Source organism: Alitabrizicola rongguiensis, assembly GCF_021491355.1.
GTDB classification, from domain to species: domain Bacteria; phylum Pseudomonadota; class Alphaproteobacteria; order Rhodobacterales; family Rhodobacteraceae; genus Aliitabrizicola; species Aliitabrizicola rongguiensis.
The window spans coordinates 309,499-323,583 of the sequence record NZ_JAKENF010000004.1 but is presented as its reverse complement, the minus strand read 5'-3'; the positions used below and the strand labels follow the sequence as shown (position 1 = coordinate 323,583).

At 63.9% G+C, this 14,085-nt stretch carries 16 protein-coding genes; 8 read left to right on the top strand and 8 right to left on the bottom strand.

What is annotated here, in order from left to right:
- Positions 1-106: 106 nt before the first annotated feature.
- Together ubiE and ubiB are read left to right on the top strand one after the other, a co-directional pair.
- Positions 107-856: a bifunctional demethylmenaquinone methyltransferase/2-methoxy-6-polyprenyl-1,4-benzoquinol methylase UbiE gene (gene ubiE / locus L0V05_RS17710; protein ID WP_234872933.1), complete on the top strand. Its 750-nt coding sequence runs from the start codon at positions 107-109 to the stop codon at positions 854-856.
- Positions 857-2,386: a 2-polyprenylphenol 6-hydroxylase gene (gene ubiB / locus L0V05_RS17705; protein ID WP_234872813.1), complete on the top strand. Its 1,530-nt coding sequence runs from the start codon at positions 857-859 to the stop codon at positions 2,384-2,386.
- On the opposite strand, the gene L0V05_RS17700 is transcribed toward ubiB, so the two are convergent.
- Positions 2,383-3,198, bottom strand: a complete 816-nt coding sequence (locus L0V05_RS17700; RefSeq protein WP_234872812.1) for a phosphotransferase — start codon at positions 3,196-3,198, stop codon at positions 2,383-2,385. The two genes, ubiB and L0V05_RS17700, sit on opposite strands and share 4 nt — an antisense overlap.
- A gap of 45 nt (positions 3,199-3,243) precedes the next feature.
- On the bottom strand, positions 3,244-3,483 hold the full coding sequence (locus L0V05_RS17695; RefSeq protein ID WP_234872945.1) for a hypothetical protein: 240 nt from the start codon (positions 3,481-3,483) through the stop codon (positions 3,244-3,246).
- A gap of 16 nt (positions 3,484-3,499) precedes the next feature.
- On the opposite strand from L0V05_RS17695, the gene L0V05_RS17690 reads away from it, so the two are divergent.
- From L0V05_RS17690 to fliP, 3 genes are read left to right on the top strand one after another with little or no spacing between them, the layout of a single operon-like run.
- Positions 3,500-4,096: a FliH/SctL family protein gene (locus L0V05_RS17690; RefSeq protein ID WP_234872811.1), complete on the top strand. Its 597-nt coding sequence runs from the start codon at positions 3,500-3,502 to the stop codon at positions 4,094-4,096.
- Positions 4,089-4,358: a FliM/FliN family flagellar motor switch protein gene (locus L0V05_RS17685; protein ID WP_234872810.1), complete on the top strand. Its 270-nt coding sequence runs from the start codon at positions 4,089-4,091 to the stop codon at positions 4,356-4,358. Before L0V05_RS17690 ends, L0V05_RS17685 begins: the two co-directional genes overlap by 8 nt.
- A gap of 14 nt (positions 4,359-4,372) precedes the next feature.
- Entirely contained in the window at positions 4,373-5,092 is a 720-nt protein-coding gene (gene fliP / locus L0V05_RS17680; protein ID WP_234872809.1) for a flagellar type III secretion system pore protein FliP, read from the top strand.
- 82 nt (positions 5,093-5,174) lie between these two features.
- Here the strand turns inward: fliP and L0V05_RS17675 are convergent, their stop codons facing one another.
- Positions 5,175-6,080 carry a DUF2950 domain-containing protein gene (locus tag L0V05_RS17675; protein ID WP_234872808.1) on the bottom strand — a complete coding sequence of 302 codons (906 nt, stop codon included), beginning with the start codon at positions 6,078-6,080 and terminating at the stop codon, positions 5,175-5,177.
- A 4-nt stretch (positions 6,081-6,084) separates the two neighbouring features.
- Positions 6,085-7,437, bottom strand: coding sequence for a DUF3300 domain-containing protein (locus L0V05_RS17670; RefSeq protein WP_234872807.1), 1,353 nt, complete (start codon positions 7,435-7,437; stop codon positions 6,085-6,087).
- A 218-nt stretch (positions 7,438-7,655) separates the two neighbouring features.
- Here L0V05_RS17670 and L0V05_RS17665 point away from each other — a divergent pair, with 218 nt between their 5' ends.
- On the top strand, positions 7,656-8,579 hold the full coding sequence (locus tag L0V05_RS17665) for a ring-cleaving dioxygenase (protein WP_234872806.1): 924 nt from the start codon (positions 7,656-7,658) through the stop codon (positions 8,577-8,579).
- Positions 8,576-9,220, top strand: a complete 645-nt coding sequence (locus L0V05_RS17660; protein WP_234872805.1) for an alpha/beta hydrolase — start codon at positions 8,576-8,578, stop codon at positions 9,218-9,220. The genes L0V05_RS17665 and L0V05_RS17660 overlap by 4 nt, the downstream gene beginning before the upstream one ends.
- 27 nt (positions 9,221-9,247) lie before the next feature.
- Here L0V05_RS17660 and nagA read toward each other — a convergent pair whose 3' ends face one another.
- Genes nagA through L0V05_RS17640 form a run of 4 tightly spaced genes read right to left on the bottom strand, consistent with a single transcriptional unit; the run spans position 9,248 to position 13,003 of the window.
- Positions 9,248-10,384: an N-acetylglucosamine-6-phosphate deacetylase gene (gene nagA, locus L0V05_RS17655; protein WP_234872804.1), complete on the bottom strand. Its 1,137-nt coding sequence runs from the start codon at positions 10,382-10,384 to the stop codon at positions 9,248-9,250.
- Positions 10,384-11,409, bottom strand: a complete 1,026-nt coding sequence (locus L0V05_RS17650) for an SIS domain-containing protein (RefSeq protein WP_234872803.1) — start codon at positions 11,407-11,409, stop codon at positions 10,384-10,386. The genes nagA and L0V05_RS17650 overlap by 1 nt, the downstream gene beginning before the upstream one ends.
- Entirely contained in the window at positions 11,406-12,176 is a 771-nt protein-coding gene (locus L0V05_RS17645) for a GntR family transcriptional regulator (RefSeq protein ID WP_234872802.1), read from the bottom strand. Before L0V05_RS17645 ends, L0V05_RS17650 begins: the two co-directional genes overlap by 4 nt.
- On the bottom strand, positions 12,173-13,003 hold the full coding sequence (locus tag L0V05_RS17640) for a glucosamine kinase nucleotide-binding domain-containing protein (RefSeq protein ID WP_234872801.1): 831 nt from the start codon (positions 13,001-13,003) through the stop codon (positions 12,173-12,175). Before L0V05_RS17640 ends, L0V05_RS17645 begins: the two co-directional genes overlap by 4 nt.
- Before the next feature lie 150 nt (positions 13,004-13,153).
- Here L0V05_RS17640 and L0V05_RS17635 point away from each other — a divergent pair, with 150 nt between their 5' ends.
- Complete coding sequence (locus tag L0V05_RS17635; RefSeq protein ID WP_234872800.1) at positions 13,154-14,047, top strand: N-acetylmuramic acid 6-phosphate etherase; 894 nt, start codon at positions 13,154-13,156, stop codon at positions 14,045-14,047.
- Positions 14,048-14,085 lie beyond the last annotated feature (38 nt).

Below are 14,085 nucleotides of genomic sequence, written 5' to 3'. Positions count from 1 at the left end.
ACCCAGTCCTCGGGGAACAAGAGACCGCGCTGCGGCAGATTGAGGATTTGTCCTTCCCGTCGCGAGACGGTATCCCATGGCCCAACCATTCCGGGGCGAAGCGCAGATGAGCGATCAGACCAAGACCACCCATTTCGGCTTTCAGACCGTCGCGGAGGGCGAAAAGGCCGGCATGGTGCATGGCGTCTTCACCCGAGTGGCTTCGCGCTATGACGTGATGAACGATGTCATGTCAGTCGGGATTCATCGCCTCTGGAAGGATGCGATGATGGACTGGCTGGCTCCCCGCCCCGGTCAGCACCTCCTGGACGTAGCCGGAGGCACGGGCGATGTCGCGTTTCGGTTCCTCAAGCGTGCGCCGGGCGCAACTGCGACAGTGCTCGACATGACGGAGTCGATGCTGATCGAGGGGCGCAAGCGCGCCGAGGCCGAGGACATGGCCGGCCGGCTCGACTGGATCGTCGGCGATGCGATGGCTTTGCCCTTCGCCGATCGGACATTCGACGTCTATACGATCAGCTTCGGCATCCGGAACGTCACGCGAATCCCGGATGCGCTGAAAGAGGCCTATCGTGTGCTCAAGCCCGGCGGGCGGCTTATGGTGCTTGAGTTCAGCCAGATCCCGAATGAGGGCCTGCAGTGGCTGTACGACCGCTATTCCTTCAATGTGATTCCTGTGATGGGCCAGATCATCGCCAATGATCGTGACAGCTATCAGTATCTGGTCGAGTCGATCCGCAAGTTCCCCGATCAGGAAACCTTCGCCGCCATGATCCGCGAGGCCGGGTTCTCCCAGGTCAAGTACCGGAACCTTTCGATGGGTATTGCGGCTCTGCATTCTGGCTGGAAGATCTAGGTGCGTGGTCCCCACAATATCTGGCGGCTTGTCCGCACTGGCGCCACGCTGGAACGAACCGGCGCGATGGGCGTGGTGCTCGAGGCGATGAGCGCCCCGCCCCGGCTGCGCTTCGTCGCCTGGGCGCTTGGCTGGCCATTCAAATGGCTTGGACTGAAAGGCGATCCCGAGCTTCCGCCGGCCACCCGGGCCCTGACTGCCCTGGGACCCGCATACATCAAGTTCGGCCAGATCCTTTCGACGCGCCCGGACATTGTCGGCGACGAACTGGCCGAGCAGCTCAAGTACCTCCAGGACAAGCTGCCGCCCTTTCCGACCGAGATCGCCAAACAGATGGTCGAGGCAGAGCTGGGCATTCCGGTCGCCCAGGCCTTCTCGGAGTTTTCCGAGCCGGTCGCGGCTGCTTCGATTGCCCAGGTTCATCGCGCGCGCCTTTGTGACAATGGCCAGGAGGTCGCGGTCAAGGTCTTGCGCCCCCATATCGAGCGTGCCTTCCGCACCGATATCGACGCCTTCTATCTGGCTGCGCACATGATCGAGATGCTCTCGCCCGCGTCGCGCCGCCTGCGTCCGATGGACGTCATCACGCATTTCGAAGGCGTCGTGATGGGCGAACTCGATCTACGGCTGGAAAGTGCAGCGGCGTCGGAATTCGCCGCGAACACAGAAAAGGACGAAGGGTTCCAGGTGCCAAAGCCCGTCTGGAACCTGTCCGGCCGCACGGTCATGACGATCGGCTGGGCCGAGGGTATTGGGCTGTCGGACAATGCGGCGCTCGATGCTGCCGGACACGACCGCGCGCGCCTTGCCTCGCGGGTGCTGCAGCTTTTCCTCAGCCACGCGCTGCGCGACGGCTACTTCCATGCCGACATGCATCAGGGAAACCTGAAAGTTGCCGCGAATGGCGACATTATCGCATTTGACTTCGGGATCATGGGCCGGATCGACGAGTATACACGGCGTGTCTATGCCGAGATCCTTTATGGCTTCATCCGTCGAGACTATCGCCGCGTGGCCGAGGTGCATTTTGAAGCAGGCTATGTTCCTGCCGATCGCGACATCGACGAATTCGCCCGCGCCCTGCGCGCCGTCGGAGAGCCGATCTTCGGCATGGAAGCGAACCGGATCTCGATGGCGCGGCTTCTGGCCTACCTGTTCGAGGTGACGGAACGCTTCGGAATGGAGACGCGGACCGAACTCATCCTGCTTCAACGCACGATGGTGGTGGTCGAGGGCGTGGCGCGCAGCCTGGACGCGCATATCAATATCTGGCAGGTCGCTCGCCCGATCGTCGAAGGGTATATTCGCAGCAATGTAGGCCCGAGCGCGCTGGCTCGCGATCTGTCGAAGACGGCCCGGGTTCTGGCGCGGTTCGGACCCAGGCTTCCAAACTTGGTCGAAGGGATGCTGATCCGGCAGGCCGAGCGCCCCGCGCCTGCCTCGGCTCCTCCAAGAACGCATCCGGTCATCTGGATGGCCACAGGGGCAGCCTTGGCCGGGCTTGGAATGCTGCTGCATTCGCTGCTTTAGGGCGACATCTCCAGTTTGAGGGCAGTTCCGTAGTCGGTTGCACCACGTTCGGCGCGCCATAGGCAATGCGCCGCCATGCGAAGGCGATAGGCTGGCAGGAGAGAGGTGAGGCGTTCGATGACTGCCTGATCGGGATAGGCACCAAGGAACGCCGCCCGCTCCTCGACGGTCAGGACGCGTCCGCGGTAAAGCCATTGCATGGCTGGCGACAGAAACGTTGCAAGGTCTTCGGTGGGATCGCCAAGGGCCGGACATTGCCAGTCGATCGCAGTGACTGAACCTGCATCGACGATCAGGTTTCCCGGAACGATGTCGGAATGGATCGGAACGGCGACGAGGCGGGGGCCAGGCTGCACCGTGCTGACCTCTCCGAGCGGAAGACGATCCTTGCACTCCGAAAGGATGGCCTCTGTCTGAGCGATGATCGCCGCGCCCCCTGAAGGCAGATTTCGAAAGGTCGGGCGTGGATCGGGCCGGCTCGTGTGCAGCCGATGCAGCATCTCTGCAACCGGGCGCGGGTCAGCCTGCCACGTCGATCCGCTTAGGAATCCATAGGCGATCCAGCCAGCCCCGGAGGCGGTCAGTTGCGGGGCAAGCCCGAGCGGCCCGAAGCATCGGAGTGCCGCAACCTCTGCTGCGCCATCGTTCGGAAAAAGGGGGCTCGCCTGCGAGCTGTCAAAGACCTTTACCACCTGATCGCCGACCCGCCACAGATGGTTGGTGCGCCCGCCAGTAAGCGGCACCCAGTCGAAGCCTGCCAAGCGCGGCAGCGCTGCTTCGATCGTTCTGCGAAGGGATGGCGAGAGTTTCATGCGGCCGGGAAGCTAGTCCGCCAGAACCTGCGCCGCAAGCGCTGGTCAGCCGCCGCGGAGCGCCACAATCTTGCTGGCCGGAACTTCGACTCCGCCCTTGAAGACGAGGATCGTATCGGCACTTCCACCGCGGGCCTCCTGAATCGCGGCATAGGCCTCGACGGACGTGGTCGAGGTAACTTTGGCTGCCAGCCGTTTCGCCCCGACGTTCCACCAACGGCAAGCGTGACTGTGACGACGGCCGGCAGCAGCCTGACGGTTGCGCAGGCGCGTGCCGTCAAGCATCTGGTCGCATCGGCTGATGCCGCCACTGAAGCTCGAGGTATTCGACAGCGACGAGCGGCCTTCCGTTGAAGGGGCCGCTCCAGCTGATGCCGATCTGGAGGAACTGCGCCTAGCGGCCTATGAATCGGGCTATGCTGCCGGTTGGGAAGATGCAGCCGCTACTGAAGCACAGGAGCAGACGAAACTCCGGGTAGATATTGCACGCAACCTTCAATCTCTGTCCTTCACCTATCATGAGGCGCGGAGCCACATCATCCGCGCGCTCGGCCCGCTTCTGCAGGAGATGGCCTGCCATGTTGTGCCGCAGCTTGCGCGCGACGCTCTGGCGCCAACCGTTCTGGAGGCTCTCATGCCACTGGCCGAGCGCGCCTCCGAAGTCCCGGTGACGCTTGTACTGAATCCCACCGCGCGGCCGGCAGTCGAGCCGCTGCTGGAGGCGAGCACGGGATTGCCCGTGCGCATTCGTGAAGAGCCCTCGCTGGGCGAGGGGCAGGTCTTCCTGATCTTCGAGAAAAGCGAGGTTCAGATCGACCTGCAGCACGCCGCTGAAGAGATCACCACCTGCCTTCAACGTTTCTATCAGGTTGTCGAAGGAGAGCGGAAACATGGATGAAAATGGCGACCAGACTCCCTTCGCCCAGGTGCCGATCGAAGTCGTGATTTCAGTGGGACGGGCCCGACCGCAGATCCGCGATCTGCTACGCTTGCAGCGTGACGCTGTGCTCATACTCGATCGAAGGGTCGACGATCCGGTCGAGCTCTATGTCGGAGATCGCCTGATCGCCCGGGGCGAACTTACGGAGCTGGATGGTGACCATGCTGGCCAGCTGGCTGTCCGACTGACCGAAGTCGCCAACCTGCGGGGCGGTCTTTGATGCCTTGGAGATGTATGCTGGCAGTCGCGGCGCTGGTTGTTGCCTTGGCCGTGGCCAGCCCCGTGCTTGCCCAACAGGTTACCTTCGATCTGGGCAGCGACAGTTCTCTTGCAGCGCGGAGCATCCAGCTCATCACGCTCGTGACGCTGCTGAGCCTCGCTCCAGGCTTGGCGATCATGGTCACCTGCTTTCCTTTTGTTGTGACCGTGCTGTCGATCCTGCGCCAAGCGATCGGGTTACAGCAGTCCCCTCCGAACATGGTCATCGTCAGCCTGTCGCTGTTTATTACATGGTTTGTCATGGACCCGGTCTTTACCCGGGCCTGGCATGACGGGATCGAACCGCTGATGGCCGGCAGCATTCCGATCGAAACGGCAGTACCTGCCGTGGTGTCGCCGTTTCGCGGTTTCATGGCCCTTCGTGTAGATCTACAGACCTTTGAAACCTTGCGCGACCTTCGCCCCGCACAGGGGACGGCCGCCATGGCTGACGCCCCCTTGTCGCTTTTGGTGCCCAGCTTCATGCTGAGCGAGATCCAAGGCGCCTTTGAAATCGGCTTCCTGATCTACCTGCCGTTTCTGATCATCGACCTCGTCGTGGCGGCAGTCCTGATGTCGATGGGCATGATGATGGTTCCGCCGGCAGCCGTGTCCATGCCGTTCAAGCTGGCCTTCTTCGTCATCGCCGACGGTTGGTCGCTTGTTTCCTCGGCGCTTGTCCGCGGTTATGGCTGAACTCTGACTGAGGCTGTTCGGCTAAAGGCAAAACATGCACAGGCACCTCAGAGCGGTCTCCTGTGCATGTACGATCTGCATCTCACTCGGCCGGCACCCAACCTTCACCCGGATCGTAGCTGTCGATCGCTTCGGCGGCAGGCAGGGTATCAGCGCCCAAATCCTTTTCGTAGACGATGCCGTTTTCGCCGACGATGAAAGTCATGATCCCGGTTTCACCATAGGCGGCCGGGTAGGCAAGCAGGGCATGGCCGGCAATCATGTTGCCGTTCACGATGTAATCGAGGGCCCCGCCGGGCGCGCCACCGCCCTGTTTTTGCAGGATACGGAAGTAGTAGCCGAGATAGGGGTCCGGCTCCTGATCCGTGCCGTCGATACTGAAGCCGCTATCTGAGGCTCGCGCCAGGAACGCACCGATCGGGCTTTCCTCTGTTCCGGCTTCGGATGGCCAGTAAAGACCGTCGCGGCGACCAGGTGTACTGAGGATCGACGAGGCGAATTCCATGACGCCGTCCCCGTCATGATCGGTCTGCCGATAGACCGACTGCACCGTGACGGCACGATGCATGAGGTCGATCACGTCAAGCTCGTTGATCCCGATGCGGCGCATCTGAACCTCCTCGCGCGCCGCAGCGCCATCAAAGGACCAGGTGCCTGACGTCTTCACGATCGGTGCCGGAAAGGGCCAGTCCTCGCGACCGATGTGCAGAATCGCACGGTCAGGCCCTTCCATTTCGATGCTGTGGCGCCGGCGGTACTCGCGGATGAACCCGGTCCAGATCTCGAGATCCCGTTCGGAGTCGCCGGTGAACGCGACATCCTCGTTCTCGGGGCCGAAGACGGTCAGCAGGGCGTCCCGGTCGCGTGCCTTGAGGGCAGCCATGACAGCATCGACTGCCGCATCAGGCGTGGCATATTTCGCTGGCTCTGCCCGCATGGGAGTTGCAGCCAGAATCAAGGCGGCGGAAACGGTGATGATGTGCTTCATGGTCTTAACCCCTCCGGCCCGCGCTGGCACGTCCACGGCTTGATGCGGCCTTGGCCCTGCTGCCGCCCGTCCGTTCCATCGCCGACGATCGGGATGGCTTGTTGACCGTGGCGGGGCGAACCGCCTTGGTGGGTTTCGAGACATTGGCCGGACGGCTGACATTGGCCGGCTTGTTCACCTTCGCGGGCTGCTTCGTGGCAGCAGGCCGGTTGACTTTTGGCAGGGCGTTGTCCGGTTTCTTGATCTTGCCAGCCGCGGCACCGGCCACTGCGCCCGCTCCCGCACCGGCCGCCAGACCGCCGCCCTCGGGGTTTCGTACCCTTGCAACGCCCTCGCCGGTTGCCTTGCGGTTCTCGATCTTGGCCCGCGCATTTGCCCGCTGGTCATCGCCAGGCTGGAAACTGCCGTCGAACTGTCTGTCGAGTTGGTTGCGGTCGAGATCACCGATCCTGTTGCCGCCATTGATCGTCTCGCGGTCGATCTGGACCTTGTCGCGGCTGATGTTGGTGAAGCGGTCATTGTCGATGTTGATGTCGCCGTTGACGTTGATCCCGCCCGGCCGCGGATAGAAATCGCCGTCGTTCCAGTCGATCACAGGCGGACCCCGCCAGTAGTCGTCCCAGGGATCGTCGTCATCGAAGATCTCGTCCAGGATCATGGCCGTGCCGAAAACGATTGCGCCGGTGGCCAGAGCATCGCCCCAGTCATTGCCATCGGAAATGTATACAGGGTTGGCCGGGGCCGTCTGCGTATAGACAACGTTGCTGTCATAGGTCGGCACATAGACGACTTCGGGATCGGCCGGCTGCACGACAATGGTGTTGTCGTTGGTGACCTCGACCGTCTGCGCGTCGTTCGATTCGAGATAGCCATTTGCCTTTGCCTGTTCACGCAGCCGCTGCACGCTGTCGAGAACGTCATCGGTCTGGATCAGTACCGCCTCGCCCATCTGTTCGGTCCAGTCGATATTGTCCGCCATGCGCGAAACTATATCGGGGAAGCCTGCCGTCAGGGCCCGAACGCTTGGATCCCAGCTTTGCTTTTCGGCGTCAGCCGCGCGCTCCTTGTCGGCAATGTCCGGGTTGTCGTTCAGGAACCTGTCGGCCTTCACGATGTCGATGGGATAGGTCGATGCCATCATGATCTGTGTCAGAAGGCTGTCCGGAAACAGCGCAACGGGAGCGGTCAGGGTATCGAGTTCCTCCGCACTCAGCAGATCCTCGCCCGCGGCTGCCTCATTGAGGCTCGCATCGGTGGAGGTCTCCGTCGTTGAACCAGCTGTTTCCGCAACGGCCCCGCCCGGCTGCCAAGCCGCAAGTAGTACGGCCAGCACCGCCGCAAAATGATCGTGTCGCATCTGCTTTCCCCCCATTCGGGCTCTCGCGCCGACCTTGGGAAGTCGGGCCTTGCAGCCATGCGCTGCCTTCGCCGTTCCATCATGCCAGATGAGTGTATTCTTAATTGACCCATTTCGCACAAATTCGGTGCGAAGTCGCAGGGTGACATGCCGAGTCAAAGCCCCATCTTAGACCGCAAGCAAACCGCATTCCGCGGACCAACTCATTCGAGGTCAACATGACGAAGAACAGCATCCCCGGCATTCACCATGTCACGGCAATTTCCGGTCCGGCTCAGGCGAATGTCGACTTCTATACCGGCACCCTGAAGCAGCGCCTTGTCAAGAAGACCGTCAACTTCGACGCGCCCGATACCTATCACCTCTACTACGGGGACAGAAAGGGCTCGCCCGGCACGATCCTGACCTTCTTTCCTTTTGCCGATGCCGGTCCGGGCCGGGCTGGGCCGGGCATGGCCAGTGCCTATGCATACGCCGTGCCAAAAGGGAAATTCACCGAATGGATGGAACGTCTGGGCGACGCGGCCGTGGACTTTGCCGGCATCGATGAACGCTTCGGTCAGCAATACATCACGCTGCGCGATGCCGACGGCGCACCGGTCGAGTTGATAGAGACTGATCGCACCACGGAAGATCTGCTGGACGGATTCCATTCCGTTACCCTGTGGGAACGGGACATCGCCCCGACCGCCCGTCTGCTGACCGACGCTTTCGGCTACGAGGAGCGGGGGCACGAGACCCTGCGCGGGGTCGAGCGGCTTCGCCTGGTCGCCCCGGGAGACGAGCGGGGCAACGTCATCGACCTGATCCGCTCGGAAAAGCCCTCGATCGGGCGCTCGGGTGCCGGAACCATCCACCACGTCGCGTTCCGTGCTCGCACGAACGAGGAACAGCGCGACTGGCAGGATCGCCTGCTGTCCTTCGGTCACCGAACCACACCGGTGATCGACCGGCAGTATTTCAACGCGATCTATTTCCGCGAACCAGGTGGCGTCCTGTTCGAGATTGCGACCGATCCGCCCGGATTTGCCGTTGACGAACCGGTGCGGACACTCGGGCAGGCCCTGAAACTGCCGCCTCAATACGAGCCGATCCGCGACCGCATCGAGCGCGTTCTGCCGCCCCTGAAGGTGGCATCGTGAGACGCACCGGTGCAGTGGCGGGACAGGCCCGCTCCGGGCTTGTCCTGATGCACGGGCGCGGGTCGAACTCGGCCGACATCCTGGGTCTGGTGCCACATCTGGCCCTGCCCCAGGTTGCCGCCATCGCACCGGACGCCCCCGGCGGAAGCTGGTGGCCGGTCAGCTTTCTTGCTCCCTCGTCACAGATGGAGCCGCATCTGGTCCGCGCCGTAGCCGAAGCCGGCAGGGCCGTGCAGGCGCTGGAAGATGAGGGTTTGCCGAGAAGCCGGATATGGCTGGCCGGCTTCAGCCAGGGGGCCGTCCTCGCGCTCGAAGCTTTTGCAAGGCAGGGCCAGGGTCTCGCTGGCGCCTTCGGGTTGTCGGGCGCGCTTGCCGGAACCGGTGATGCGACGGGGGGGCCGGATGCGGCCCTATATGGTCATGGCCCCAAGCGGTTCGACTACGAAGGATCGCGCTCTGGGTCCAAGGTCTGGATCAGCGTCCATTCGCGCGATCCGCACATTCCGGTGAAGCGGGTCGAGGAAAGCGTGACGGTGCTCAAGGGGCTCGGCGCCGAGGTGCAGAGCCTGATCTATCCCGGCGCCGGTCATTCGGTGATGCAGGACGACATTGTGGCGATGCGCCGCTGGCTGAACGACTGACCGCGGGCCGGCATTCGCTTGGACTGATCACAGCAGCGTCTGGCCACCTTGCCAGACCTGCCCTAGGCGCCAGTCATCGGTCAGATGGACAAGATCGGCGAGTCGGCCGGGCCCGATCGAGCCAGCCCGGGCCTGCGCGGCGATGATCCGGGCAGGGCGGCTGGTCGCCATTGCAAGCGCGATCTCCGGAGCGACGCCGACCTCAGTGATCAGACAATGGATCGCGTCTGGCAGGGTCAGGTCGGCCCCGGCCAACGTCCCATCCTCGAGCGTCAACCTGCCCTGACGGCGCAGGATTCGGCGACCGCCCAGGGTAAACTCCGTCAGATCCGAACCGGCGACGCACATCGCATCGCTGACGAGGAACAAGCTCTGGGGACTCGCGGCCATCGCGATCCGCATCGCGGCCGGATGAACGTGGATACTGTCCGCGATCAGGCCGGCGGGGATGCTCTCGGTCAGGATCGTACCGACCATTCCCGGCTCGCGGTTGCCAAGCTGGCTCATGGCGTTGAACAGATGGGTGGCGCAGTTCGCGCCGGCAGCGATTGCCTGCCGTGCTTCGTCGGACGTGGCCTCAGCATGGCCTAGGCTGACGATGGCCCCCGCCGCCCGCAGCGCCTTGATCTGTTCCGCACTTGCCGCGACGGGGGCAAGGGTGACCATCAGTGCGGGCAGTTGCCGCGCGGCATCGCAGAGCCGTTCGAGATCGGTCTGGTCCATAGGTCGGATCAGGCGCGGATCATGTGCACCCTTGCGGCGCGGGTCCAGATGTGGACCTTCGAGATGAAGGCCCAGAAATCCGGGCACGTTGCGGCGGGCGGCCTCGATCCCCGCCCGGATGACGGCAGCGGTCGCCTCGGGCGTGTCCGTGATGAGGGTCGGCAGGATGCCTGTCGCGCCAAGCCGTGCATGGGCTGCACAGATCTCTGCCAGGACATCGGCCGTGGCGCTGCCATCAACCATGCGTCCCCCACCCCCATTGACCTGCAGGTCGATCAGGCCGGGCGCCAGCACTCCGCCCTCTAGTCGCAGACGCTTTCCCGGAGGCGCGTCCGCTTCGGGCAGAGTTGCCACGACCCGCCCGCCATCCACTACGACCGCTTGGGTCCCGTGAAGGCGCTGTCCATCGAACAGGCGGGCACCGATGAGGATCTGGCGCATCAGATCGTCTCCGTCACCTTGCGCAGATGCGGTGGCGTGTCGGGGTCGAATCCGCGGCGCCGCGCGAGTTCCTCGATGAACTTGTAGAAGGCGACCGCTGCGATGAGCGGAGATACCAGCGGGTGCAAGCCCGAAACGAGCGGTAGCGTCATTGCCCCGTTCGCGGTCGCGCCGGTGACGAAGACATCGGCATCCTGAGCAGCCAGCCGTTCTGCTGTCGCAACGACTTGCGGCTGCGCTGCATCCTCTACCGCCAGAGCAAATACCGGAAAGCGCGCCTGCACGAGGGCGGCCGGCCCGTGGAGCACCTCGGCGGCGGAATAGGCCTCGGCATGGAGGCCGCAGGTTTCCTTGAACTTCAGCGCCGCCTCGTTCGCGATCGCGAAGCCCGGCCCCCGGCCAAGCACGAAGAGCGACTGTGCCCGAACAAGCCGTGCCGACAGGGCCGACCAGTCCAACTTCAGCGCCTTGGCAAAGGCTTCAGGCAGATCGGCCACGGCCGCGCGCAGCGCGTCATCCTGCTGCCACTCCGCCAGCAATGCCAGCGCGGCAAGAACTGAGCTGACGAAGGTCTTGGTGGCGGCGACACTCTTTTCGGTCCCTGCCTGCAGCGGCAGGCAATGGTCCGAGGCAAGCGCCATCGGGGAATCCGCGAAGTTGGTAATGGCGATGCTCAGCGCCCCGCCCACGCCGGCCGCCCGCATCATTTCGACGATGTCCGGGCTTCGACCGGACTGCGAGATGCCGATGCAGGCTGCCCCCTGCAGCCGCAGAGGCCGGTTGTAGATCGACGCGATCGAAGGTCCGACGGAGGCCACTGGAACGCCCGCGAGCAGTTCGACGGCGTATTTGAGATAGGTCGCCGCATGGTCGGACGATCCGCGCGCGACAGTCACGATCAGGCCGGGATCGATCCGGCGCAACTCCGCAGCGGTCTCGGCGACTGCCTGCTTCGAAAGGTCCAGAAACCGCGCTGCGGCCTGTGGAATCTCGGCGACCTCAGCCGCCATGTAGCTTTGGGTCATTTGATGGTCCTTTCCCCGTCGGGGGCAAGCTTCAGCTCGACGGCGAAGTCATAGGCATCGCCGCGATAGAGTGAGCGGGTGAATTCCACGACGCGTCCCGATGGGAGGTAGCTGATCCGCTCGATCCGAAGACCCGCAACGCCGGGGGCGACATTCAAGAGTTCCGCATCCTTGGCGCCGAGATTGGCGGCAGAGATGCGTTGGACTGCTCGGACCGGGCGCATCCCCCGTACCTCGAGCGCCTTGTACAGCGAGCCCTCGACTCCCGCGGGGTCAGGCAGGACGGATTCCGGGAGCGACGCCCGCTCGATCGCGAGCGGAACCCCATCGCTGGACCGGACCCGCTCCAGCCGCACGACGCGATCCCCGGCACCAAGACCAAGCGCCATCACCTCCTCGGGCGCGGGGGCTGCCAGACTGCGCGTGATCCAGACAGATTCCACAGTCCGGCCGCGCCGCGCCATGTCCTCGGTGAACGAGGTCAGAAGCGACAACGCCTGCTCCAGTTTCTCGACACGCGGAGCAACGAAAGTTCCCGATCCGCGCTTCTGCAGGAGTTGGCCTCCGGAGACGAGAGCTTGCACCGCCTTGCGCACGGTCACCCGGCTCAACCCGGTCAAGGCCGCCATGTCCCGCTCGGGCGGCAGGCTGTCGCCGGGGGACAGTCTGCCCGAGGCGATCGCTTCAGAGATACGCTTCTGGAGCTGGATGTAGAGTGGTCCAGACCCAGACTCGTCAAACCCGTCAGGACTGAAGATCTGGTTCATGCCCCCTCCTCGCGCGCGAGCGCGACCGCCCCGTCAAGCGCCGTTCCCAGAGGCGACTGGATCGTCCAGCGCGGCGCAAGCAGACGCGCGAATTGCTCCCCCAATCCCCCCAGCACCACGACCGGCAGATGTGGATCAGGCTGCAGGACCGAAATCCAGGCTCCAACCTCGTCCGCCGCCGCTGACATCACGTGTCGCGCCGCATCGTCGCCACTCGCGGCGACGCGCGGGGCAAGCTGGGCGAAATCGATCGGGCGTGCGTCGCGGGCGAAGGCCACGATGCCATCGGGCCCGCCATGTTCCCGGATCAGGTCGCGGCTCAGGTCCGTTTCGGGGAAAAGGCCATCGCGCGCTCGAAGGGCGTGGGCCAAGATCGACCGGCCGATCCATGCCCCCGATCCCTCGTCGCCCAGAACCAACCCCCAGCCGCCGACCTGCCGGTACTCTCCCCGCCACTGGCGCGAAAAAACCGAGCCGGTGCCGATGGCGGCGACGATCCCATCCCCCGTCCCAACCGCGCCGCGCGTCGCTGTCAGGGCATCGGATACCACGCGAATCCGAGCGAAGGGCAGGCCAGGCAAAAGTCGCGCGACACTGTCGCGTACATTTGCCCCGGCCAGGCCCAGAACGGCGTGCAAATCTGACATTTCCACTCCCGGAGGGAGGGCTTGGCGAGTGGCGGCCAGAATGTTTGCGCAGGTTCCGTGCGTATCCGTCGTCACATTGGCAGGACCAGCCGCGCCCTCGCCCAGGACGCGACCGACCCCGTCGACGATCCGCGCACGACAGCCAGTGCCGCCACCATCGATTCCCAGAAACAGCCCCATCAGTACCTCCCGAGCGAAACAATACCAAAACAATACCAGAAGGAAAGGAAAAAGGCGCTGTTGGGTGAATTCGGGCGGATTTACCTCCGATTTCATCAGGTACTTTACAATTGGTATTAATTTGGCATTATCTCTGGCAGGGGGATTCGAATGGCCGGATACAGCACGGAAGAAAGGCATCCTTCGTCGCACGGCTTGCAGGCGGTGTCGGCTGAAGTGGCCTTGTCGCGTTTGCTTGACGCACAGCAGGCTGCGATCGGCGCAATCCGACCTGCTATGCCGGCGCTCGCGAGGGCGGCGCAAATCGCCACAGACGTGCTGCGCGACGGGCGGCGGCTAGGCTATGCGGGGGCCGGCAGTTCCGGTCTCATGGCGTTGTCAGACAGGCTGGAACTCGCGGGAACCTTCGGAATCGCGCCCGAGCGCACGCCGATGCTCTTTGCCGGCGGGGCCGAGGCCCTGTCCCATATGGTGGGCGGGGTCGAGGATGATACCGGGCTTGCCCTCCGCGATCTGCTGGCGTCCGGACTTGACGCCGGAGACGCGGTCATCTGCCTCTCGGCTTCGGGCAGGACGCCCTACACCGTCGAGATCGCCCGCCAGGCGAAGGCGCAGGGGGTGACGGTCATCGCAATCGCGAATGTGGCGGGGAGCCCACTGCTGGATGGCGCCGATGTCGCCATTCTGATTGAAACCGGCGCCGAGGTCGTGGCGGGTTCGACGCGGCTTGGCGCTGCGACGGCACAAAAGGTGGCGCTGAACATGCTGTCGGTCCTGCTCGGGATCGGACTGGGCCATGTTCACGAGGGTTACATGGTCAATGTCGTGGCCGACAATGCCAAGCTCGTGGATCGGGCGACCCGCATCGTTGCGGCGGTGTCAGGTGTCGCCCCGGACAAGGCGCGCGCGGCGCTGGATCGGACGTTGGGCGCGGTTAAGCCCGCAATCCTGATCGCAGCCGGCGCAGATCCGGCGACGGCTGCCGGACTTCTCGACCGCCATGGCGGGCATCTTGGGCCCGCACTGCGCGAAATTGGACGCTGAGAATTCAAAACCAGGGGCACATCGCCCCGCAACAGGGA

Bases quoted from the DNA above. Each gene is read 5' to 3' on its own strand.
- L0V05_RS17650 (WP_234872803.1), bottom strand. From the start codon at position 11,409: ATGACCCAAAGCTACATGGCGGCTGAGGTCGCCGAGATTCCACAGGCC.
- L0V05_RS17635 (WP_234872800.1), top strand. From the start codon at position 13,154: ATGGCCGGATACAGCACGGAAGAAAGGCATCCTTCGTCGCACGGCTTG.
- L0V05_RS17670 (WP_234872807.1), bottom strand. From the start codon at position 7,437: ATGCGACACGATCATTTTGCGGCGGTGCTGGCCGTACTACTTGCGGCT.
- L0V05_RS17645 (WP_234872802.1), bottom strand. From the start codon at position 12,176: ATGAACCAGATCTTCAGTCCTGACGGGTTTGACGAGTCTGGGTCTGGA.
- L0V05_RS17675 (WP_234872808.1), bottom strand. From the start codon at position 6,080: ATGAAGCACATCATCACCGTTTCCGCCGCCTTGATTCTGGCTGCAACT.
- ubiE (WP_234872933.1), top strand. From the start codon at position 107: ATGAGCGATCAGACCAAGACCACCCATTTCGGCTTTCAGACCGTCGCG.
- nagA (WP_234872804.1), bottom strand. From the start codon at position 10,384: ATGCGCCAGATCCTCATCGGTGCCCGCCTGTTCGATGGACAGCGCCTT.
- L0V05_RS17640 (WP_234872801.1), bottom strand. From the start codon at position 13,003: ATGGGGCTGTTTCTGGGAATCGATGGTGGCGGCACTGGCTGTCGTGCG.
- L0V05_RS17690 (WP_234872811.1), top strand. From the start codon at position 3,500: ATGCCGCCACTGAAGCTCGAGGTATTCGACAGCGACGAGCGGCCTTCC.
- L0V05_RS17685 (WP_234872810.1), top strand. From the start codon at position 4,089: ATGGATGAAAATGGCGACCAGACTCCCTTCGCCCAGGTGCCGATCGAA.
- L0V05_RS17665 (WP_234872806.1), top strand. From the start codon at position 7,656: ATGACGAAGAACAGCATCCCCGGCATTCACCATGTCACGGCAATTTCC.
- L0V05_RS17700 (WP_234872812.1), bottom strand. From the start codon at position 3,198: ATGAAACTCTCGCCATCCCTTCGCAGAACGATCGAAGCAGCGCTGCCG.
- L0V05_RS17695 (WP_234872945.1), bottom strand. From the start codon at position 3,483: ATGCTTGACGGCACGCGCCTGCGCAACCGTCAGGCTGCTGCCGGCCGT.
- fliP (WP_234872809.1), top strand. From the start codon at position 4,373: ATGCTGGCAGTCGCGGCGCTGGTTGTTGCCTTGGCCGTGGCCAGCCCC.